At 39.5% G+C, this 20,291-nt stretch carries 27 protein-coding genes and 1 pseudogene; 9 read left to right on the top strand and 19 right to left on the bottom strand.

Annotation, left to right across the window (positions count from 1 at the left end):
* Positions 1-236 precede the first annotated feature (236 nt).
* The 7 genes from ACOB82_RS00845 to ACOB82_RS00875 form a co-directional block, all read right to left on the bottom strand.
* Positions 237-452: a hypothetical protein gene (locus ACOB82_RS00845; RefSeq protein ID WP_448211011.1), complete on the bottom strand. Its 216-nt coding sequence runs from the start codon at positions 450-452 to the stop codon at positions 237-239.
* Positions 453-771: 319 nt separating this feature from the next.
* Complete coding sequence (locus ACOB82_RS00850; protein ID WP_448211012.1) at positions 772-1,227, bottom strand: PEP-CTERM sorting domain-containing protein; 456 nt, start codon at positions 1,225-1,227, stop codon at positions 772-774.
* Between the two features lie 113 nt (positions 1,228-1,340).
* Positions 1,341-1,745 (bottom strand): ExbD/TolR family protein, encoded by a 405-nt coding sequence (locus tag ACOB82_RS00855; RefSeq protein ID WP_448211013.1) that lies wholly within the window; start codon positions 1,743-1,745, stop codon positions 1,341-1,343.
* Between the two features lie 141 nt (positions 1,746-1,886).
* The gene (locus ACOB82_RS00860) at positions 1,887-2,687 is read right to left on the bottom strand and encodes a YggN family protein (RefSeq protein WP_448211014.1); all 801 of its coding nucleotides are present in this window, start codon (positions 2,685-2,687) and stop codon (positions 1,887-1,889) included.
* 10 nt (positions 2,688-2,697) lie between these two features.
* Positions 2,698-4,392: a DUF342 domain-containing protein gene (locus tag ACOB82_RS00865; RefSeq protein WP_448211015.1), complete on the bottom strand. Its 1,695-nt coding sequence runs from the start codon at positions 4,390-4,392 to the stop codon at positions 2,698-2,700.
* 55 nt (positions 4,393-4,447) lie between these two features.
* Positions 4,448-4,774: a hypothetical protein gene (locus ACOB82_RS00870; RefSeq protein WP_448211016.1), complete on the bottom strand. Its 327-nt coding sequence runs from the start codon at positions 4,772-4,774 to the stop codon at positions 4,448-4,450.
* A gap of 164 nt (positions 4,775-4,938) precedes the next feature.
* The gene (locus ACOB82_RS00875) at positions 4,939-6,225 is read right to left on the bottom strand and encodes a CinA family nicotinamide mononucleotide deamidase-related protein (RefSeq protein ID WP_448211017.1); all 1,287 of its coding nucleotides are present in this window, start codon (positions 6,223-6,225) and stop codon (positions 4,939-4,941) included.
* A gap of 89 nt (positions 6,226-6,314) precedes the next feature.
* Here ACOB82_RS00875 and ACOB82_RS00880 point away from each other — a divergent pair, with 89 nt between their 5' ends.
* The 4 genes from ACOB82_RS00880 (at position 6,315) to dapA (ending at position 9,327) form a co-directional block, all read left to right on the top strand.
* Complete coding sequence (locus ACOB82_RS00880) at positions 6,315-7,073, top strand: DUF4097 family beta strand repeat-containing protein (RefSeq protein ID WP_448211018.1); 759 nt, start codon at positions 6,315-6,317, stop codon at positions 7,071-7,073.
* A gap of 141 nt (positions 7,074-7,214) precedes the next feature.
* Positions 7,215-7,982 (top strand): hypothetical protein, encoded by a 768-nt coding sequence (locus ACOB82_RS00885; RefSeq protein WP_448211019.1) that lies wholly within the window; start codon positions 7,215-7,217, stop codon positions 7,980-7,982.
* Positions 7,979-8,362: a hypothetical protein gene (locus ACOB82_RS00890; RefSeq protein WP_448211020.1), complete on the top strand. Its 384-nt coding sequence runs from the start codon at positions 7,979-7,981 to the stop codon at positions 8,360-8,362. Before ACOB82_RS00885 ends, ACOB82_RS00890 begins: the two co-directional genes overlap by 4 nt.
* A 56-nt stretch (positions 8,363-8,418) precedes the next feature.
* Positions 8,419-9,327: a 4-hydroxy-tetrahydrodipicolinate synthase gene (dapA, locus tag ACOB82_RS00895; RefSeq protein ID WP_448211021.1), complete on the top strand. Its 909-nt coding sequence runs from the start codon at positions 8,419-8,421 to the stop codon at positions 9,325-9,327.
* A gap of 61 nt (positions 9,328-9,388) precedes the next feature.
* Here the strand turns inward: dapA and ACOB82_RS00900 are convergent, their stop codons facing one another.
* Complete coding sequence (locus ACOB82_RS00900; protein WP_448211022.1) at positions 9,389-10,309, bottom strand: RluA family pseudouridine synthase; 921 nt, start codon at positions 10,307-10,309, stop codon at positions 9,389-9,391.
* A 91-nt stretch (positions 10,310-10,400) separates the two neighbouring features.
* Here ACOB82_RS00900 and ACOB82_RS00905 point away from each other — a divergent pair, with 91 nt between their 5' ends.
* From ACOB82_RS00905 to ACOB82_RS00915, 3 genes are read left to right on the top strand one after another with little or no spacing between them, the layout of a single operon-like run.
* A complete protein-coding gene (locus ACOB82_RS00905; RefSeq protein ID WP_448211023.1) occupies positions 10,401-10,742 on the top strand; it encodes a ribonuclease E inhibitor RraB in 342 nt (113 codons plus the stop codon).
* A gap of 1 nt (position 10,743) precedes the next feature.
* Entirely contained in the window at positions 10,744-11,013 is a 270-nt protein-coding gene (locus tag ACOB82_RS00910; protein ID WP_448211024.1) for a hypothetical protein, read from the top strand.
* An 8-nt stretch (positions 11,014-11,021) separates the two neighbouring features.
* Complete coding sequence (locus tag ACOB82_RS00915; protein ID WP_448211025.1) at positions 11,022-11,627, top strand: acyl carrier protein phosphodiesterase; 606 nt, start codon at positions 11,022-11,024, stop codon at positions 11,625-11,627.
* A 16-nt stretch (positions 11,628-11,643) separates the two neighbouring features.
* On the opposite strand, the gene ACOB82_RS00920 is transcribed toward ACOB82_RS00915, so the two are convergent.
* The 8 genes from ACOB82_RS00920 to ACOB82_RS00955 all read right to left on the bottom strand — a co-directional run bounded on the left by ACOB82_RS00920 (position 11,644) and on the right by ACOB82_RS00955 (position 16,382).
* Positions 11,644-12,318 (bottom strand): nitroreductase family protein, encoded by a 675-nt coding sequence (locus ACOB82_RS00920; RefSeq protein WP_448211238.1) that lies wholly within the window; start codon positions 12,316-12,318, stop codon positions 11,644-11,646.
* A gap of 107 nt (positions 12,319-12,425) precedes the next feature.
* Positions 12,426-12,869, bottom strand: a complete 444-nt coding sequence (locus ACOB82_RS00925; protein ID WP_448211026.1) for a YaiI/YqxD family protein — start codon at positions 12,867-12,869, stop codon at positions 12,426-12,428.
* 24 nt (positions 12,870-12,893) lie between these two features.
* Complete coding sequence (locus ACOB82_RS00930; RefSeq protein ID WP_448211027.1) at positions 12,894-13,265, bottom strand: DUF3224 domain-containing protein; 372 nt, start codon at positions 13,263-13,265, stop codon at positions 12,894-12,896.
* Between the two features lie 124 nt (positions 13,266-13,389).
* Positions 13,390-13,635 carry a DUF6868 family protein gene (locus ACOB82_RS00935; protein ID WP_448211028.1) on the bottom strand — a complete coding sequence of 82 codons (246 nt, stop codon included), beginning with the start codon at positions 13,633-13,635 and terminating at the stop codon, positions 13,390-13,392.
* A 241-nt stretch (positions 13,636-13,876) separates the two neighbouring features.
* Positions 13,877-14,035 carry a DUF3012 domain-containing protein gene (locus ACOB82_RS00940; protein WP_448211029.1) on the bottom strand — a complete coding sequence of 53 codons (159 nt, stop codon included), beginning with the start codon at positions 14,033-14,035 and terminating at the stop codon, positions 13,877-13,879.
* 69 nt (positions 14,036-14,104) lie between these two features.
* Positions 14,105-14,482 carry a VOC family protein gene (locus ACOB82_RS00945; RefSeq protein WP_448211030.1) on the bottom strand — a complete coding sequence of 126 codons (378 nt, stop codon included), beginning with the start codon at positions 14,480-14,482 and terminating at the stop codon, positions 14,105-14,107.
* A 24-nt stretch (positions 14,483-14,506) separates the two neighbouring features.
* On the bottom strand, positions 14,507-15,901 hold the full coding sequence (locus ACOB82_RS00950) for a hypothetical protein (RefSeq protein WP_448211031.1): 1,395 nt from the start codon (positions 15,899-15,901) through the stop codon (positions 14,507-14,509).
* Positions 15,902-15,944: 43 nt separating this feature from the next.
* The gene (locus ACOB82_RS00955) at positions 15,945-16,382 is read right to left on the bottom strand and encodes a hypothetical protein (RefSeq protein WP_448211032.1); all 438 of its coding nucleotides are present in this window, start codon (positions 16,380-16,382) and stop codon (positions 15,945-15,947) included.
* A 213-nt stretch (positions 16,383-16,595) separates the two neighbouring features.
* Here ACOB82_RS00955 and ACOB82_RS00960 point away from each other — a divergent pair, with 213 nt between their 5' ends.
* Positions 16,596-17,348 (top strand): EAL domain-containing protein, encoded by a 753-nt coding sequence (locus ACOB82_RS00960; RefSeq protein ID WP_448211033.1) that lies wholly within the window; start codon positions 16,596-16,598, stop codon positions 17,346-17,348.
* An 86-nt stretch (positions 17,349-17,434) separates the two neighbouring features.
* Here the strand turns inward: ACOB82_RS00960 and ACOB82_RS00965 are convergent, their stop codons facing one another.
* Positions 17,435-17,923 carry a hypothetical protein gene (locus ACOB82_RS00965; protein WP_448211034.1) on the bottom strand — a complete coding sequence of 163 codons (489 nt, stop codon included), beginning with the start codon at positions 17,921-17,923 and terminating at the stop codon, positions 17,435-17,437.
* 210 nt (positions 17,924-18,133) lie between these two features.
* Here ACOB82_RS00965 and ACOB82_RS00970 point away from each other — a divergent pair, with 210 nt between their 5' ends.
* A complete protein-coding gene (locus ACOB82_RS00970; protein WP_448211035.1) occupies positions 18,134-19,378 on the top strand; it encodes a uracil-xanthine permease family protein in 1,245 nt (414 codons plus the stop codon).
* Between the two features lie 82 nt (positions 19,379-19,460).
* Here ACOB82_RS00970 and ACOB82_RS00975 read toward each other — a convergent pair.
* Together ACOB82_RS00975 and ACOB82_RS00980 are read right to left on the bottom strand one after the other, a co-directional pair.
* Positions 19,461-19,733 (bottom strand): annotated as a pseudogene (locus ACOB82_RS00975) (DUF4242 domain-containing protein).
* Between the two features lie 157 nt (positions 19,734-19,890).
* Positions 19,891-20,268 (bottom strand): TonB-dependent receptor, encoded by a 378-nt coding sequence (locus tag ACOB82_RS00980; protein ID WP_448211036.1) that lies wholly within the window; start codon positions 20,266-20,268, stop codon positions 19,891-19,893.
* Between the last annotated feature and the right edge of the window lie 23 nt (positions 20,269-20,291).

Here is a 20,291-nt window from a genome sequence, read left to right on the forward strand (position 1 = left end):
TTTAGTTTTTTTGGCTGCCGGTAAGTTTTAACTGTTTGATTTTTTTAAAAAAATCAAAAATCCATAACTTTTATTTAGTAGTTCAGATAATCAGAAGTTTTCGCCCAAATCGAAAAGTAAAATGACTGCTTTGAGCGAGGAACGGACTTTAGGGTAGAATTATCAGCTAATTGGTCAGCAGCCCGTTGAGCAATTAAAAAGTGCAGCAGCCTGTTGCACTTTTTCAGGCGTTCGATTTACTCGAAATCGACTGGTTTAAATTTAACGTTACTCTTAGGGGTTACTAACTCATCATTGCTTATCAAGCTACTTTCATAAGCTTCAATCATGAGTGTAAGTGACTCAAGTTCGTCACCTTGAGGGGTGTTTGGTTCTGCTTTACTCCAAAGCTCATCTACACGCTTGAGAGCATTATCAAGATCTTGTTTTGATTTAATTGATTGTATCGTCATCGAGCGACTCCTCGATTAATTGGTTTATATTCTAATTATATCGAATTCGATATAATTAGAAATTGAGGTCGCAAATTGCGACCTCAAGGTCTGCTTTCGCACAACTTCAGACCTTAACTCGATAAAAGCTGATAGGCCGTTTTTGGCACTTTTGCGAAGTTCAGTTAAGAGCGAATAGCAGTCATAAATGGTAGAATTTATGGAATAGGGATAGCCGTTCTAAGGAGACGCAGGAAGGCGCTGACAAAGTGCCTTTTGGGTCAATAGCGAACTAGCGCAAAAAGCCCACCGATGTGGGCCTGTTTGAACCAGCAGGGAACTAGATTTTGCGACGAAGTCTTAGGCCGAAGAGACCTAGGCTGATAAGTGCTATGGAAGCTGGCGCCGGTACAGCGCTCGGCGTAAGCCCAGATATATCGAGCCTATAGTTGAACGCGTCGCTATCTATCCACCCTCCGACCGCAGCACCAAACATGCCAGTTTCAGTCAGCGTTGTAGTGATCCTTGATGCTAAAGAATTAGTGCCTGAGTCGTCATCAAATCCGATTAAAGTCCCCGAAGGGTTGTAGAGGAAAAGCTCGCTGTCGAAGATGGTTATAGCTCCGAGGTTAAAAGTCTCAAGCGTAATGGTATCGCCAATCGTGCCAAAAAACCTGAAAAAATCGTTGGGATTCGGTAAGCCGCCTTCTCGAACACCAGTTATAGAAATACTGCCGTCGTGATCACCGACAAATTGCCCTGTTGCAAATGTGTCGTTTAGTTCTATTTCGTTCACGATCAACGTTGCGTTCACCGTGCATGCAAGCAACCTAAACTGTTGAAAACAAAAAGCCCGACTTAATAGTCGGGCTTTTTTGAATCTATTACTACGTAGAGTTTTAATAAATATTAATCGGTTGATTTACCTATCGCGATTGTTAAATCATCAAAAGTTTTAATTTTATCAATCACTTCAACTACGTCTTTGTGAAAGGTTTCTTTTGACGGGATAACAATAGCTGTGGATATCACATTTTCCGCTCTAAAGTTCTCTATACGGGCAGGAAGGCGTTCGATATCTACGGTTTTTCCGTTAAATAATACTATGCCATTACTTGTGACATTAATAACCATTGACGGGGCGTCACTTGCGGGATTTTTATTAGACTTAGGCTTGGTAATTTCTAAGCCCATTTCTTTTACGAACGATGTGGTTACAATAAAAAATATTAATAATATAAATACGATATCCAACATAGGAGTCATATCTACATCAGCCTCTTGGCTTTCTTCTGCTTTTCTTCTTCTGCTCATACTTAGCGCCTCAGTTTTCTTATAATATAAATGATGTTCTACAAAACAGCTATTTATATAATTTAAACTAGGGTATTTATGCAATACTTTCTGTAACAAAGCATGAAAGTATTGCCTTATTTAGGTTTGAGCGTAACTTGGCTATTCGTTATTTGAGCGGTCAGAAGAGATTAAGTTATATTCAGCTAAGGAAGGTATAGTGAGCTGCATTTCACTTTCGAGTGAGTCAAGCTCTGACAAAGCTTGGCAGAATTGTTCTGCTTTACGTTCTAATTCACTGGCTTTCGTGCCGATCTCTAAGCTTAATTCTTCACCCATATTTTCAAGGTGATCATCAAAGGTGTCGACACGTTGCTCAATAGTATCTTCGTCGCGATTAGCCATTGCTTCACCAACGGCCATTAAAATAGTGCCAATAGACTTAGAAACAATTTCTTCTATTTCTTGTTCAAACTCACCGGCAAATATTTCGTCAAAATCATCAAAGTCTTGTGGCGCAATGTAATAACTTTCATCACTATGGTTAAACTTTTTGCGAAGACGCATCTGCATTTCGTCAAATTTTTCCTGAAGCTTTCTATGAGCATCACTGTTTTCGCCTGTTAAACCACCAATCACCTTATTCACGGCTTTCAGACCAATTTCCACACCTTCGATGGCAATAAATACAATATGAGGAACTTGTTCTCTGATCCCTTTACTGTAATTACTAAGTAGTTGATGCTGCTGTTCATCAAGTGTGATTTCTCGACCTTTGACAAATAGTTGGCTGTCATGATTGATTTGAACGAAAGTGATCCCCCTTTCTAAAATGCGAATATGATTAGGGTCAATAATAACCCCGTAGTTAAAGTTAACATTGCATTGCTCTGCACTTGCTGTTGTAGCAAATAACGATGTCGCTGCAATTACTGAAGCTAATAGGGTTTGAACTTTCTTCAAGGTGAACTCTTTAACTGTTTATTACGGGGTCAATAATGATTTTACGTTCTTTATAACGCATGCGGCTTGGTGGATACTCGCGCTTGGTACGTTCTGTAAAACTGCCAATGGTCATTTCCACACTTTGGTAAAACTTCTCACTAGCTTCAATGTAGACTGATGCCATAAACTCTTGTTGCTCAAGTTCTACCTTCTCTTTCTCATTAAGAATATCAGCCATTAGCTTAGCGTGGTATTGATAAGTCGTAACAATTTTTTGCAACATTGCTTTGTTTTGCGGCTCAGGGGGAAGCTTTTTAATTTTATTGCTTGCCTCTTTGAGCTCAGTTGTTTTAGCGTCTTCTGCTGCTAGTCTTGCTTCAATATCTGCAAGCCTACTTTTAAATACTGCTAACGGCTTGTCAAAGTTAATTAGGGTTTTACTACCAGCGGTAGCACCAATAATGCCAGCGCGAACTGTACTTGATGCGTTAATCAGGCCACCGATAAGTTTACCATTGGCTTTAGCTTCTTCGCCAACCCATAAACTACCATTTAAATCAATTTGGCTATGCATTAATTGGTTTTCAATACGCAAGTTTCCGCCACATGTGATGTCGGCATATTGGCAATATTTGGCAAAAATATTTTTGTCTGCCTTAATAACCGCACTCATTTTTACTTTGCTGATGTCGGCGTCTGAGCTTTCTAAGTCTTGTTTTTTACCAATAATGCCACTGGTTATAGTAATATCGCCACCAGCCTCTAAGTGTGCCGATTCGACAAAACCACCTACGGTGATATCACCACTTGCACATACTCGCATTCCTTCATTAACGTCTCCGTCGATTATGACACTGCCTTGGAAATCAATATGACCGGTACTAACATCAACATTTTTGATTTTATATACTTCATCGACTTCCATACCGTTATCAATAATTTTAGGTAAGCCAACTTTGGTGGATATCAGGATATTTTCATTTTTCGGGCTAATCGCTGTGCCTTCACCTGCGATCATTGGCTTATCTTCACCTGGTTGTGGCTCAAGTGGGCAAGCCGTAACTGTGTAGCCTTTTATTCCTGGCGTTAAGGGGAGTTTTTTTGCAAGGGGATCGCCAATGTCGACACAAATAATATCACCAAGATCGCGCATATCTACACTGCCGTCTTCGCGTTCCTTAGGGCGGAGAATTCGCTCCTGTGCACTTTGCACTAATGGCTTTATTCTTGCGTCTTGGCCATTAATTGCTTCTTTACCCATAGCAATACGGTGTTTAACAATTGTACCTGACTCTGCTTTTGCCGCCATATGAGCAAGGGTAATGATATCTTCTTTGCTAAAGCCTTTTTTGACCCCAGCAGCTTTAGCAGCATCTAGAATAGCTTTGGCTGTAAGGTGTTGACCACCCATAGCCGTGGTAATTTCGGCTTCAGCAGACATTTCATCTTTATCGATACTAATAGAAATTGTCGCATCTTTTCTGATTAATATTTCATAGCGAATTTCACGACCTGTTTTACCAGCCTGAAGTGGTTTTAAAACGGTATTGAGTTCTGCAACTGCGTTTTTTATGTTGGCACTGTTAACAAAAAGGTGGGTGTATTCAGAGTCAGCTATTAAACCTAGAATTACAGCATCATTAACCGTATCTCCACCTTTTATAGGCTCTAAAAGTAAGTCTACATTATTCTTGTCATTTATCGATAAACTTGCTTTTGTCATTGCTTTATATACCTAAATTACTACTTAATTATTTAAAGGTTAAAGATCTTCAGCATCAAATATAGCTATCTTGATGTATTTTTATAAAGTTAGGGGTATTTTCTTTGGTGTAATCAATTTTGTATTCTTTATTGTCCAGCGCCTGAACAAACAGTAGCTTTTTCTCTTCACCAAAGACTTCAATTGAACCTAAATCAATAACTTCTTGGTACGCTTTTTTAGCGTCAGATTTTTTTTGCGGTACGGGGCCGTTATATGGAGCAATGCCTCTGTGGCTGACGATCACGGTTTGGTGTCCACCGTTAACAATAATTAAATCAATTTTTCTTAACTTATGGATAATGGTGTTACGGCCACTTGTAATATAATTTTTGTCTATCAAAATAAATCCCCACTTTGCTATTTTTTAGGCTGATTGCTGGTGATTTCTTCGCCATTGTTATCAACTTTTAATAGTTGTTAACAGGCTGCAACAATCGCTATTCTCTGAATATATTAATTTTTGTCAAAACACGCAAATATTATGCGACTTATTTGTTGTAATTGTTAGGCTTTTTGTCTCTCAATTAAGTACCTTGGAGTCTCATTGCTACCAATTAATAGTCGACGCGCAAGATCTAATGCAATAGCTGCGACGAATTGTTGAAAGTAATAACGTGAACCCGGAATATATAGGCATGCTGTATTCATTACTTGATTGTCGCCCCAGGCAAGCCAAACCGTGCCTACAGGTTTGTCTTCTGTGCCGCCGCTAGGGCCTGCAATGCCTGAAACCGCAATAGCTATATCGGCAGACGTTCGAGCCAAAGCGCCATGCGCCATTTCAATAACAGCTTGCTCTGATACCGCGCCGTAACGATCTAACGTCTCATTTTTGACGCCTACTAACTCGTGTTTCATCTTATTAGAGTAGGTAACAAAGCTGCCGTCAAACACTTGGGACGAACCCGCAACTTTTGTCATTTGGCTTGCTAATAATCCGCCGGTACAAGACTCAGCAAAGGTGATTTTTTTCTGCTGCTGCAATAACAATTGTTGAAGGTGTTCACCAAACGATTTTGGTGTTTGCTGAATTTCTGCAACGAGATGATCACCAACTAGTGTGGAAATTTTATCAAACCATTGTGCTTTTGCTTTTTTAGCGGTTTCCGTTTTAGAGGTGAGTTTTAATTCCAGAAGTGGCATAGACGCTCTAAAGCCGAGTTCGATGTCTTCAGGCCAATCACTGAGGTGTTCATTAACCAGTTTTTGCAAGCTGGATTCACCAATACCAAATACTTGATAGCGGGAAACATGGTGATGCGCGATATCTGGCATAAGCTTGCTAATGGCAGGGATAATTTCGTTTTTAACCATCACTTGCAATTCTTTTGGAACGCCAGGTGTACAATAAATATCGCAGTTATTGATATTTAAATGAAACCCTACGGCACTGCCTAGATCATTGGCGATAATGTTACAGCCCTGCGGCAGCATGGTCTGCTTTAAATTAGGTTCATTAAGCTGAAAATTACGCTGTTTACACCACTGGGTAATGTGCTCAAGTGCTTCGGGGTGTTGAACAATTCCCACATTTGCAACTTGCGCTAATGCCACGGCAGTTAAATCGTCGACAGTTGGCCCTAAGCCACCATTAATAATCAGGATGTCGGCGTTTTGGCTCATCAATTCAATTTCAGTGATAAGGTCAGCTATAGTGTCGGCTACGGTAACTTTGCGTTTTACTGATAATCCAATAAGTGCTAATTCTTGGGCTATCATTGCTGAATTACTATCGACAATATCTCCTGACATTAATTCATTTCCTGTCAGTAGCAATTGAATATTCAACATTATTTATTCCTTATTTAAACCTTTTAAGGTTGGGCTAACGTCTATAACTATAGGTTTACAAAATGTTATCAAATTCAAGGCACAATAAAATGGAAAATTTTCAATTTACAATCAAAACATTAGCATTAACTATCTTACTAGCGGCATCTGCGGTACAAGCCGATGAAACCAAAGTAATTGAGCAAGCCTTTAACGTTGGTGAGGGAGCTTCATTTTCACTGGAAAATATTAATGGTCCAGTGACTATAGGGCGCTCAAATAACGCTAGTATTGAAGTTATCGCGCGTATCACTGCCGATAATGAGACTGAGCTGTCTCGGATTAATGTGGTGATGGTTCAACATGCTAATTCAGTGCATGTAGAAACAAAATATGAAGAATCAAACCGACACAGAAATAATTCCGGTAAAGTCGATTATCAAGTGGCACTTCCTGCACATATTGCCGAAACGGAAATTGATTTAGTTAATGGTTCATTAACTATCAGTGAACTTGCTGGCAAGTTTGATCTTGATTTAGTAAATGGTTCAGTCGAGGCAAACAAGTTAAATGGCAATGGTAAAATTCATTCGGTAAACGGCAGCATTACTGCCAATTACACAGAGTTAGATTCGGTAAGTAAAATTAATTTAGAAACCGTTAATGGCGGAATTAAGCTATTTCTTCCAAGTAATGCCAGCTTTACTGTTGATGCTGAAACTATGCATGGCAGTATGAAAAGTGATTTTTCACTACCTGTTGATAAAAACTTTTTCAGTGGCAGTCATATGAAAGGCACAGTAGGTTCGGGTGACATTAAAGTGAACTTGGAAAGTGTAAACGGCAGTATTGCTGTAAGTTCTCGTTAATCTCCTTACATCGCACCTAAAAGCATCACACTTAACGTTAGGTTAACAATTATCTATAGGCTACAATTAGTCAGATATTAGAGCGTGTTAATTTACGTTAGAGAAAAAGGTTAATAAACCTGATGTTTTTTTAGGTGGGCGATGCTTTTTAGGTGGACAATTCTATGGATACTGCTAATTTCTGGCGCGCTTGGCTGTTATAAAGCTAGAGCCGCTGAATCAAAAGTTTATTTAGTGGGCGTTGAAGATATTAGCTATTACCCTTATTTTGATTTTCGCGCCGATGGCGATCATCAACCAAGCTTTGCCTTAGATTTATTAACGGCATTTTTTAATCATCAACAACTAAAGTTTAAATTTATCCCATTACCTATCAAGCGTTTTGATAGGTGGTACCTTGAGCATAATATCGATTTTAAATTTCCCGATAATTTTAGATGGCGTAATGATCAGTCTAATAGCATGGGGTTAACTTTTTCTGTTGAAATTTTGCAATTGACGGCTGGTACGTATGTCAAAAAAGCTAATGCTGATTTTAGTCGTAAAGATATTAAGTCATTGGCAACGATAACAGGTTTTTACCCAACCTTATGGCTGCAAGAAATTAAGCGTAATAAACTTGAAGTTATTGAAGATAATTCACCGCTTGCCGTTGTGCGTCATGTCTTGGCGGGTAACGCCTCTGGAACGAATATTGATAGCAATGTCATACGGTTAAATCTGGTCAAGTTAAACCAACCGGGGGAGATAGTGTTGGCAGAAGGTATATACCATCAACCTTATTCATATCATATGTCGTCGATTAAGTACCCTGAAGTTATTGAGCAATTCAATCACTTTCTTAAGGAAAATCAACAACTCGTTAATGAGTTAAAACAAAAGTATGATATTAGGGAACCAGTGCTTTGACTGAATTTAACCGCCAAATGTTAATTGGCCAATGGCTAGGTAATAGCACTGACGATCAAGGGAATCCTGTCGTTGAATATGCTGACTTTTTTGACGATGGTTCATTTGAGTTTTGTTTTATGCATGTGGCGGCAGATGGCCAAGTGCTTGAGCAAACTATTGAGCTTGGTGACTGGGGCTTAGTTGGTAATATTCATTTTACCGTGACTAAAAATGACGTGGTTGATGAAAAAATGTATGCCGCCGATCTAACGCATCCAGATAATTATCATGCCTATGAGGTTACCAAATTAACCGCTGAGCGTTTTGAATATTTTCATATTGTCTCTAAAGAAACCTTTATCCTAAAACGGGTAATTGATAACATCGGGTACTGCTGATTTTCAGCACCTTTTTCCCAGACAATTAAGTATTCAGCAACAAAAAAGAGTAGGTCATGAAACCAATTTCAGAAGCTAGCCTGATCACCGCAATCAAAACCCCATTTAACCACAAAGGCGATATTGATTTCGCCACCTATGACAAGCTAATGGAACAGCAAATTAATGCCGGCGTCGACGGTATTATTGTTGGCGGGACCACAGGTGAAGGTCACTTATTAAGTTGGGAAGAGCACTTAATTTTAATTGCCCACAGCGTACATAAGTTTGGTGATAAATTACTAATTGTTGGTAATACCGGCAGCAATAACACCCGAGAAGCAATAAAAGCCACTGAAAACGGTTTTGCCACCGGTATGCATGCCGCGCTGCAGATTAATCCATACTACGGGCGCACCTCGCCAGCCGGTGTTATTGAGCACTTTAAACAAGTGTTAAATATTGGTCCGGCGTTTATTTATAACGTACCGAGTAGAACCGGGCAGGATCTTACGCCTGATATTATCGAATCAATTGCTGATAATAAGCACTTTGTCGGTGTTAAAGAGTGCTCAGGTAACGAGCGCATTGCTTATTATGAAAAGCAAGGTATTGCTTGTTGGTCGGGGAATGATGATGAGAGTTTTGAAGGCCGCCATCTTCATAATTCCCACGGCGTTATTTCGGTTACCTCTAATATTATTCCGGGTATTATGCGTAAATTGATGGATGAAAATAATCCTGAACTTAACCAAAAAGTACAAGCGCTAATGCAGTGGCTATTTTGTGAACCAAATCCTATTGCGATTAATACCGCATTAATGATGACAGGTGCAGTATCGCCAAACTTTAGGTTGCCATATCAGGCGTTAACGTTAGAGCAACGTCAGCAGGGCTTGGCTTTGCTACAGCAGTTAGCCCAAGTGGATTTAGTTGGGGAACAGTGTCAATTGCTGGCTGATTCAGACTTTAATTATCACTGCTAACTTTACCGCCAATAACAGCCGTTAATATTTATCGCTAATATTTACCGCTAGAAAATCAAATTTAAGTGCTCAGTTTGTTGAGCACTTTAGCTACTTCATCAATTGACAACTTTAGGCTGGTATCTAAATAATACTGCTTGTTTTCTTGAGTTATCGGGCAAGTAAACGCTAACTCAACTGCACACAATTGCAAATCCATCACCTGTGAAAATGCAGGATCTGAGTTATATAAACGATCACCGATGATCGGCATAGTTAAATAATCGGCATGTTGGCGAATTTGGTGTTTTCTGCCAGTTTCTATTGTGACTTCATATTCCGCTATACAGTGACTTAACTGCTGCAGTGTCTGTTGGAATTCTTTGTTAACGTTAATCAGGCGAAAATGACTAATGGCTGATTTACCATCTACCGGTTGCTCAACACGAACCGTTGCTGGCGGTTGAGAGTTATTAGCAATGACCATTGCTTGATAGCGTTTGGTTAGCTGGTGCTGCTCAAAAATTTCGCTATATCGCTGCGCGGCTTTTTTAGTATGAGCAATAATTATTAAACCGGAGGTGGCTCTATCTAGCCTGTGCACTAAATAACATTGGCGTTGATCATTTAATTGCGCTTGCACATAGCGGGTGATCGTACAATGATCGCTCCATTTAGAGCCTTGCGATAACATGCCGCTAGGTTTGTACCAAATACTATAGTGGTGTTGATCATCAATTAACGTCGCGGGTTTAGGTTGTTGTGCCAGCACATCTTTATTGTAATAAAAATGCAGCGTTTCACCGGTCTGAATTAATTTTTTAAAGCGACGAAGGCGTTGAACATGTTTGCCTTTTTCAAGCCACAATGCGCCTTTTGTAATTGCTGACTTTAGCTCACTGGTTGTTAGCTCACTAGCTATTATCGATGGCTGCTGTTGTAATAAGTCGATGGCTTTTATCGGGGCTTGTTCATTTAAGGCATGAATTTCAAAAATATTCACAAAATGTCAGTCGCTGCTTGTTTAAAATCTGTAATAATGCCCAATAATAACATGTATCAGTTAACTAACCGAATTAGCAGTGGATAGACTAATGAGAGATGAACACCTATTTCCCCAAGACGATATTGGCAATGCCTTGTGGCAGTTAAAAGAGCAGGGCGTGGATTTATCGCTTGAACAAGAAGTGGCATTTTCAGTGATTTTCCCAACTCAAGAGCAAGCATTAAAGTTTGGTCATTTGCTGCTAGAGAACGGTCAAAAGCTATCTTTTTGTAGTTATGAAGCAAACCCAGAGTTGCCATGGGAGATCACCGCTTATCCATATATGCCATTAACGTACGATAATATTATTGCTTATCAAGCACTGTTAACAGAGCATTGTCCAGTATTTGGCGGTCAATATGATGGCTGGTATTGCCAAGCGGTAAATTAATATGGATTTATCATCCCTGAGCCAATTACAAAATCAAAGTAAGGAATCATTTAATCAGCAAAGGCTGGTTATCAAGCAAGTGCTTGCAGGTAAAGTAGTTAAATGTCAGCAATGTCATCAAGAGTTGGTATTTCACCCAAAGCAGCAAGCGAGTCAGACAGTAAACTATGCAGATAACTATGCAGATAACTATGCAAATAAACATGCTGATAAACCGGCGGCAATACGTTGTGCTAACGGCTGTACCGACATCGAACTTGATATTGGCTAACTTGTATTGTGAATTATCTAGCCCATTTATATTTATCCCCTGAAAACCCAGCTATTCGCGTTGGCAATTTGATGGGGGATTTCGTTAAGGGTAATCAAATTAATTTATTACCGCCCGAGATAGTACAAGGTGTTTATTTGCATCGGGCGATTGATAAATTCACCGATCATCATCCAGAAGTGTTGCAGCTTAAAACATTGTTATCAAATAAACGACGACGTTTTTCTGGGATTATTACTGATATTGTTTTTGATCATTTATTGGCGAAAAACTGGCTGGAATATCATCCCGATGCTTTAGCATGTTTTGCTCAAGACTGTTACCAAGAACTTAACGGTTATCAATCTGTTATGCCAGAGAAAATGGCGCAAATGGTGTCGCGCATGATTGAGTATAATTGGTTGGAAGATTATCAGTATGACTGGGCAATTGATAGTGCGCTAAATGGTATTAGCCGACGCATACGTTTTGATAACCATTTAGCAGGCGCTGCCGATGAAGTTTTGCCAGCACTTGAACACTATCAGTTAGCTTTTACTAAGTTCTTTCCTGAGCTGCAACAGTTTGTCGAACAACAAATTAAACAGCAAAGATCAACATACCCTAATCATTAAACAGTCAAATAAAGTGCTAGATAAAAGTCGCAATATCTTCCAGTGATTTTTTCACCTGAGCATGAGCTGGAATCGTAGCGTCGTCAGCAGGGTAACCAACAATTAACAGTATATAAGCTCGTTCGTTATCGCTACGCTGACAAATTTTATTTAAAAATGACATTGGCTTAGGTGTGTGAGTTAACGTGGCTAGGCCGGCGTTATGTAAGGCATTAATTAAAAAACCAGTGGCAATACCGACGGACTCGTGAACGTAATAATTAGTATTTTGTTCTTGCGCGCTGATACCACCTTTTTTCTGGCTGAAAATAGCAATCAGCCAAGGCGCTGTTTCTAAATACGGCTTGTTAGCATCGGTACCTAAAGGCTTTAGCGCATCTAGCCATTCTTCACCAGCACGGCCACTGTAAAAACCGCGCTCATGATTTTCTGCTTGTTCTCTTACTTGGCGTTTAACGTCGGGATCTCTGATGGCAACAAACTGCCATGGTTGATGGTTCGCTCCACTGGGCGCTGTCCCCGCTGCTTTAATACAGTTTTCAATAATAGCCTGTGCCACCGGCCTGTCGCTAAATTGCCTGATGCTGTGGCGACGTTTACTTTCTTGATAAAAACGTGCTGAGCGCTCTAACATTTCTTCGGGGGGATATTCGATAAAGTCAGTTAACGGTGAGCAATCATGTGCTTGCATTATCATCAGGCCTCTATAGGTTTTTAAAAAGTATTCAATGAAAACTTGATAGTTGCAAGTGAATATTTGATTGCAAGTTTATACGAACAAACCTTAAGCTTTATATGCTAGCGGCTGGCTAAAATTTTATCGAGATGATTGGCAAACTGCTGCCGATCACTTTGGCTTAGTGGCGGTGGTCCACCTGTGGCAACGCCACTGGCGCGCATGGTATCCATAAAGTCACGAATATTAAGGCGAGATTTGATATTGGCTTGGGTAAATAATTCGCCGCGCGGACTTAATGCTTGACCGCCTAAGGTAATAACTTCATCGGCCAATGGTATATCGCTGGTGATCACTAAATCACCACTGCTTAGCCGTTTAACGATTTCATTGTCGGCGACATCAAAACCGCTAGCTACTTGCATGCTACGGATAAATTTAGAGATTGGTACGCGAATAGCGTGATTTGCCACTAACGTGGTTTCAATGGAGGCTCTGTCTGCTGCTCGAAAAATAATTTCTTTAATAGCAACAGGGCAGGCGTCGGCATCTACCCAAATTTTCATGAGGTTATCGTCATCCTTTAGCTGTTAAAGCTGGTAGTCAAAATGGTAGTGATGAACGCCATTTTCTTGCTGAATATCACATGAACCGCTAATGGTGCTTAGGGCTTTAGTGCCAGAATTCGGCATAATTTCGATGGATAGGGTTTGACCTTGCGGCGTCATTTTACCTGAATGTAATAGGGTAAAGCTGCCTGAGTGTCCGGCAATGGTCGCTGTGACTTCTTCTATGGCAAAATAAACGGCATGACCATTTTCCATGCGTTTACTGATCATTTGGCCGCTGCCGGTTCCCGTAATATCACCCGAGTAAACTTTATTAAGCAGCATTCTACCTGCAGGACAATTAGTGTCATGTTGAGGAGTCACGTTGACTTCAAATGTACCAGTCGCTTTCATAAATTATCCTTTTATTATTGTTTTTGTTTTCTATGAGCTCTTATGATTCAAGTGAACGGCTCAAGTGTTTATTAGCCAGTGCCCCGTCAATTAGAGCATCGTCAGCCTTAGTTTATGGTAATCGTTAGCTCATTAATTTTAAAGCTAGATAAGGAACGACAGAAAACACTATCGTTAGCACTTTATAACCAGCTAAGAACTGAAAGTAAATTTTAGGAAGTAGCGCTGATTCAATATCAGCTAATTGACTGTGTAATTTGATAATAACTGGTTGGAATAGAAAGATAAGCAGGGTTGAGAACGTTAATATTGTCAGATTCAATATTGAACACCAGCCAAAAAAGCTTATTAGTTCATTGATATTAGTCATAATTTACCCTCTTTTGGACTTCATTCCTTTCTTCCCTAATTCAGGTTACCTAGATTACTTAGTCGCTCGCCAACGTTAATGGCTAAGTCACTTTTACCGTTAAATTAGACACCTAATAACTTAAACCTCATAGCGAAGCATACTTGGCTTAAGTCATTAGGTTTAAGTTACTTGGTGTCTATTGCTATCTGAAAGCTTTATCTCAAGAAAATTAGCTGATAAACAAAAAACTTAACCGTAATTATAAAATGCAGTGTTTGGTGAAATCGGCTGTTTCGTTGGCAGTCCATTCACCTTTTGGCTTTTCTTTCATTGCTTCACACCAGTCTTCACTACCCACTTCTGGTGCACACGCTGAAATAAGAACGAGTAATGCCAAACTGCTTAATACTTTTTTCATTTTAATTCCTAATATGTTGGTTATCGATGGGATTAGTTTAAATGGAACGGACAATTATTGTTAGCTAATTTAAACTTCACCTTTAAAGGTTAGCTCTATTTTATTGCCGGCAGGATCGGTGGTAAATAATTGAGTTAGCTGTAAATCATTCACTTGGCTTTGATGAAAGTCGATACCATTATCGCTTAAGTGTTGTTTTACCTTAATTAAATTGCTTGAGCGAAACGCAATATGATCTAAATATGGCAACTCACTTGCCTTTTTATTATCTTTTACCGAAAGGTGGATAACAGGTTGTTGCTTGGCATACAGCCAATAGCCTTGATGATTAAACTTTGGCCGTTTTCCTATGGTTAAACCTAACACTTGTACGTAAAAATTAAGGCAATCATTAATTAACTGTTCAGGGCCGGCAATATTAATGTGATCAATATATTCAATGGTCATGTTAATTCTCTGGTTATTAGAATTTTAGTTACTACGCTTGTCGGTTATTTTCTTTAACATCGCTTGCGCGTCAAAAATCATTTGTTCACCAAGGCCAGGAGCTACTGAAATACTGTCAGGTGAGGCGCCATAACCGCCAATTGCAGCGGCTGCGAGAGTTGGCACGTAGCCAATATTGCCATTAGTGTAGCCAATCAGAAAGTTAAATTTAGCGTGATTTGCGGCTTTAAGTTGATTGGCAAAGTCACTAAAGAACTCCCCTGAAAATGTGCTAAAGGCGATGTCAGAAGTCAGTTGAATAACATTAACTTGTGCTGTTCTAGCTGGCGAAGTATCTGATTCAACAGCTGTAATTAAAGGGATGTTGTAATACTTGCTGGCAAAACTTATTGTGCCTTCAGCACGATAAGATAGCGTTTGATTAAGTTGCTTAGCAATTGGCTGGAATAGGGCAATTGCGAGTTCTTGAGCTTTTATTTGTGCTTTGGATATTGGTGTTGTGCCCGCATCGTAAGGATTAATATCGCCCGCCGCGCCTGTTAAAAAAAGAGTTTTGCGGTTAAGGCCATTCATTTGCTTAGCTAAATAAGCTGGGTAATCGCCTGAAACTACAGGATGAAATCTGTCCATGCTGATAACGGGATGGGCATTGTAGTTAATTAAGGTAACGCCATTGCTCATATTATTGTTTGTTCGCGCTTTGTTTATCGCCTTTTTGTGCTCTTTATTATAAGTGTTTGAATCACCAATAAATTTAATGTCGATAACATTGAGGTCGCTATTACTGGCTGGCGAAGGAATATGATCTGGGTTAGTCCAAAGCATTTGTGCTTGATTATTGTTAACTTGAATTCGATTGTAGCCCTGATCAATGGTTTGGCTAAATGCGGCAATTTCCACAGGTTTTAAATTATTTGATAATTTGTTGAATTGCTGAATAAATTCATCGTTGTACTCGAGAACCTTGCTTGGACCAATAAAGCCCGAATGACTATGAGTGCTATGCATTAAAACCAAGTCGAATTGAGTTTGTTTTAAAATTTTTGAGGTGATGGTATTCCAGGTTGCAGGCGGAAGATTAATCACATCAAGCGCGATAATACCAATTTGTTTTTGGCCATCGCTGATTACCAATAATTTTGCCAATAAAGGATCTGTGATGGTAAATGATGACGTAGGATTGCTTGCCAGCAAATAAACCTTATCTTGGTTAGGTACCGGGGAAATATCAAATTCCGTGTATGCAGCTTTATACTGACCAGCTAATGTTTGACTGACTAATGTTTGGCTTAGGAAAAGCACTAAACTAATAATCGTGAAAAATTTTTTAGTTATTCGCAACTTGGTTTGCTGTAGGTCTAGGTTTAGCTGCATGTGTAATTGTTGATTAAACTGAATTCGTTGTTTTGAGCGCTCCACTTTTATCCTTTTATTCAGCTTAAAGCTTTAGGGCTATCATTTGCTATAGAAAAGATTTTACCCAATCTGTGGCTGTTTTATTGTCTTCAAATACGGCAAAGTTTATCCCTGCATTTTCGTAGCTCGCTTTGAACTTATCTTTCATAATAAAAGCGCCTTCAATGTCATCTGGCAGTATATATGCGGTAGCCGCTGCATTTAAGCTATTGGATTTAAGCTCTTGTAAAAATAAGGCAAACTGCTCAATAAAATCATTTGGAGCTAAACAAGACTCTTGAAAAATTACTATCTCAGCCCATTTGTTGTGTTGTTTATGCATCTCAAGGTTAGGCTGAACCTGTTGAAATGCCATTAGTAGTTCAAGATTAAACGGTCCTGTTGCTTGGTAGAGAATAATATTGTCGTCGATGACCTTATATCTAACACGGCCATGTGCTTGGTAACCACTGGCTTTAACAGAATCTGTGCACTTTGCTTTCAATGTTTATCCTTTAAATTAATAGCCTATGCCGCCTACGCTAATTGTAGGGTATTAGCGTTCAACATTAAAACTGAAATTGATAACAAGGTAACTAATCATTAACGAAATTTGAAGTTTTAGCTATTTATATGTTTAATTTAGAGGATGCTTGCTAAGATGTAAGTTAGAAAAGCGCTTTAAAAACAAGCAGTAAATTAAAAGTATGTGAGTGTAATGACTGGACTATCTAACAAACCAAGCTGTAATCAATGCGCAGACCTATCGGCACTAGGTTTCGACTTTACTATGGCATTCCAACCAATTTTTAACGCAGAGTCTAATCAAGTGTTTGGTTATGAAGCCTTGGTTCGAGGAATAAATAATGAATCAGCGTATTCAGTTATTTCTCAAGTTAACGATGACAACCGTTACCTGTTCGACCAGCATTGTCGAATTAAAGCGATAGCGTTAGCGGCTAAATTAAATATTGACTCAATGTTGAGCATTAACTTTTTACCTAATGCGGTTTATAAGCCAGAGCGCTGTATTCGAACAACATTGGAAGCAGCCCAAACTCATAATTTTCCTGTTGAGCAGATAATGTTTGAGTTTACAGAAGTTGAAAAAATTGATGATAGTGAGCATGTAAAGCGTATTGTTCATTATTATCAATCATTAGGCTTTAAAACAGCCATTGATGACTTTGGTGCTGGCTATTCAGGGCTCAATTTACTGGCAGATTTTCAAACTAATATCATTAAGTTTGATATGGGATTAATTAGAGGGATAGCCTCTGATCATGTTCGCCAAGTGATTATTCGGCATAATTTAGCAATGTTAAAAGAGCTTAATATTACACCATTAGTAGAAGGTGTTGAAACTGAGGAAGAATACCGCTGGCTAAAAGCCGCAGGTGTAGCGTTAATGCAGGGCTATTATATCGCTAAACCTGGCTTTGAATGTTTACCGGAAATTACCGTTAACTAGCTTTCCTACTAAGTATCCAAAGCCCTTTACGTATACAATTTGGCGCCGACAGTTACAAGAGGCGTGATGACTGGCCGGTTATTAGGCTAATTATCATCATCTTTTTTCTTGGATTTTTTGGCGTTTTGATCATCATCGCTCTCCCAGAATTTCCACCACTTCTTGCTGTTTTGCTCTCTAGCCGCTTGACCTTTTTCTGAGCCTTTACCTAACTCTTTTCGTTCTTGCTCCGCTTTTTTATCGCGCTGCTTAGCTAAGCCCTTTTCTTTATCAAGGTCGTCAGCATCATCATCCTTGTTTGGCTTGTTATGATGTTTGTCTTTATTTTTGTCTTTATTTTTGTGTTTATCTTTTTTCGACTTTTTATCTTTGTTGTCACCTTTGCCTTTTTCTTTATCAAGGTCGTCAGCGTCATCCTTGTCTTCGTCATCATCTTCCTTGGCGTTCATTTGTGCTTTATGTTCTGCTTTTTGTTCGGCGGTAGGCTTGCCTTTACCTGCCCAGCTAGGTTTTTCGGCTAATGTCGGGGTGATGAAACCAATCAAAAGTAACAAGGTAACTAATGCTTTGATCATTGTTTTTCTCCAAGTTTAAAATGTCGTGCTTATAGTTATAGTAGCTAATAAGCGACTAATAGCTCAATTTAACATAATGTATTTACTCGTGACTTTGCTTTATTGAGTTATCCACGCTTATAGTTAGAAAGAGTAAAAACAACACTTAATAATCTAAGAGTTAGCTTTAATACTGGGAAAAGGTACTGCCAGCATACAGGGGAATTTATTGTGAATTTATCTAGTTTAAAAACGCCAATTATTGGCGCGCAAATGCTGTTTGTCGCATTTGGTGCCTTGGTTTTAGTGCCTCTTTTAACGGGATTAGATCCTAATGTCGCACTATTTACCGCAGGCCTTGGTACGTTAATCTTTCAGTTAGTAACAAAGCGCAGTGTACCAATATTTTTAGCTTCGTCATTCGCGTTTATTGCGCCGATTAGTTATGGTGCGGCTACTTGGGGGATTCCTGCAACTATGTCTGGCTTAGCCGCCGCAGGATTGTTCTATGTATTACTAAGCGGCCTAGTGGCTTGGCGAGGTAATGATATTATTCATAAATTACTGCCACCTGTTGTGGTAGCGCCAGTGATTATTGTGATTGGTTTAAGTCTGGCGCCAGTTGCGGTGAATATGGCGCAAGGAAAAACAGGTGATGGCGCTGCGCAATTAGTGGCTGAGCCAACCGCTTTAATTATTTCATTTACCGCACTAATTGTAACTATGCTGGTATCAATTCTCGCCAGAGGTTTATTAAAACTGATACCTATTTTGGTTGGGTTGGTGGCTGGTTATTCGATGGCGTTATTTTATGGCATCGTCGACTTTAGCCCAGTAGGCGCTGCTCCTTGGTTTGCTATACCGAATTTTGTTGTGCCTGAATTTAATTGGCAGGCAATTTTATTAATATTGCCCATAGCGTTGGCATCGTCTGTTGAACATATTGGTGATGTGATGGCGATCTCTAATGTTACAGGTAAAGACTTCTTAGAAAAGCCAGGCTTAAAGCGCACGCTAATGGGGGATGGTTTAGCAACCTCTGCTGCATCTTTGCTTGGCGGCCCACCGAATACTACTTATTCAGAAGTAACAGGTGCGGTAGCGTTAACCAAAGCGTTTAATCCGGTGATTATGACTTGGACGTCTATTTTCGCAATATTACTGTCATTTTCCGGTAAAAGTGGTGCGGTATTAAGCACTATTCCTGTACCTGTTATGGGGGGGATTATGATGCTGCTGTTCGGCACAATCGCCGCAGTTGGTTTGAAAACTTTAGTAAATGCGCAAGTTAATTTAAATGAAAGTAAGAATATGGCGATTATTTCAGTTTCTTTAGTATTCGGTATTGGCGGCATGAGCCTAGATTTAGGCGGTGTTCAATTGCAAGGTATTGCCTTGGCCGCGGTAACAGCTATTTTGTTAAACTGGCTACTACCCAGTGAGAAAAAAGAAAATGAAGCGGGCGATGGGATATAAAGCTTTAATTGGAGGTAAAAAGTGATAAGAGAGCCTAAGGCTCTCTTATCACGGCGTTTTATTAACGGTATAGCGGTGTCAGTTACTCAGCAGTAGTTGGATCAATAATCGTATGCACTTGTGAGATCTTATTCGCTGGAAAGCCGCCCATATCGGCATGTTTTTGCACAGATGCGACATCGGGCGCTATGTAAACACAATACACTTTATCGTCAGTTACGTAACTCTGCTACCACTGCACTAGTGGCCCAAGTTCAGACAAAACACCACATGACTTTTGTGAAATTCCTTGAAGTTCTTCGGCGGTTAACTTGCCTGCACCGGGTATCTCTCGTTCTATGACATATTTTGGCATTTTTGGTCTCCCTTTACCTGAATTGAATTAACGCCTTCATCAATTAATTAGCGGTATTGATTAAGTGCGTTAACCGTTCAGTATAGTCGACTCACGAGTATACTTTGCCTCTATTTTGCAGCATTAATAGAGTGGTATTTTTCGTTAATGATTTGCGTTAATGTTTTGCGGTGGTCTTAATGAATTCAATTTTCATTAAAATGACGCCAATAAACACGGTAATTGAGCCTAACGCTAATATCGGATCTATGGTTTCAAGCGCGACAAATTGACCATAAAACAAGAACAAGCCAATTAACACAACAGCAGAGCCAGCTTGATGCACATAAAATTGAGCTAAAGCTAATTTTGACTGTGAATTATTCAGCCATAGTTTATGGCAAAGCCCGTAGATAAATGACAAAACAAAGCCAATTAACATAATATGCGCATGGGTGACATGTTGGCCGTGGTTCTTTGATGCAGCCATATAAATACCTAAGGCCAAGCCTAAAATTGCATAGCCAAACGCAGTTAAAATAAACTTTCTATCCATTTTATTATTCCTCAAAACTTGTC

It is taken from the genome of Colwellia sp. MEBiC06753 (assembly GCF_053470325.1).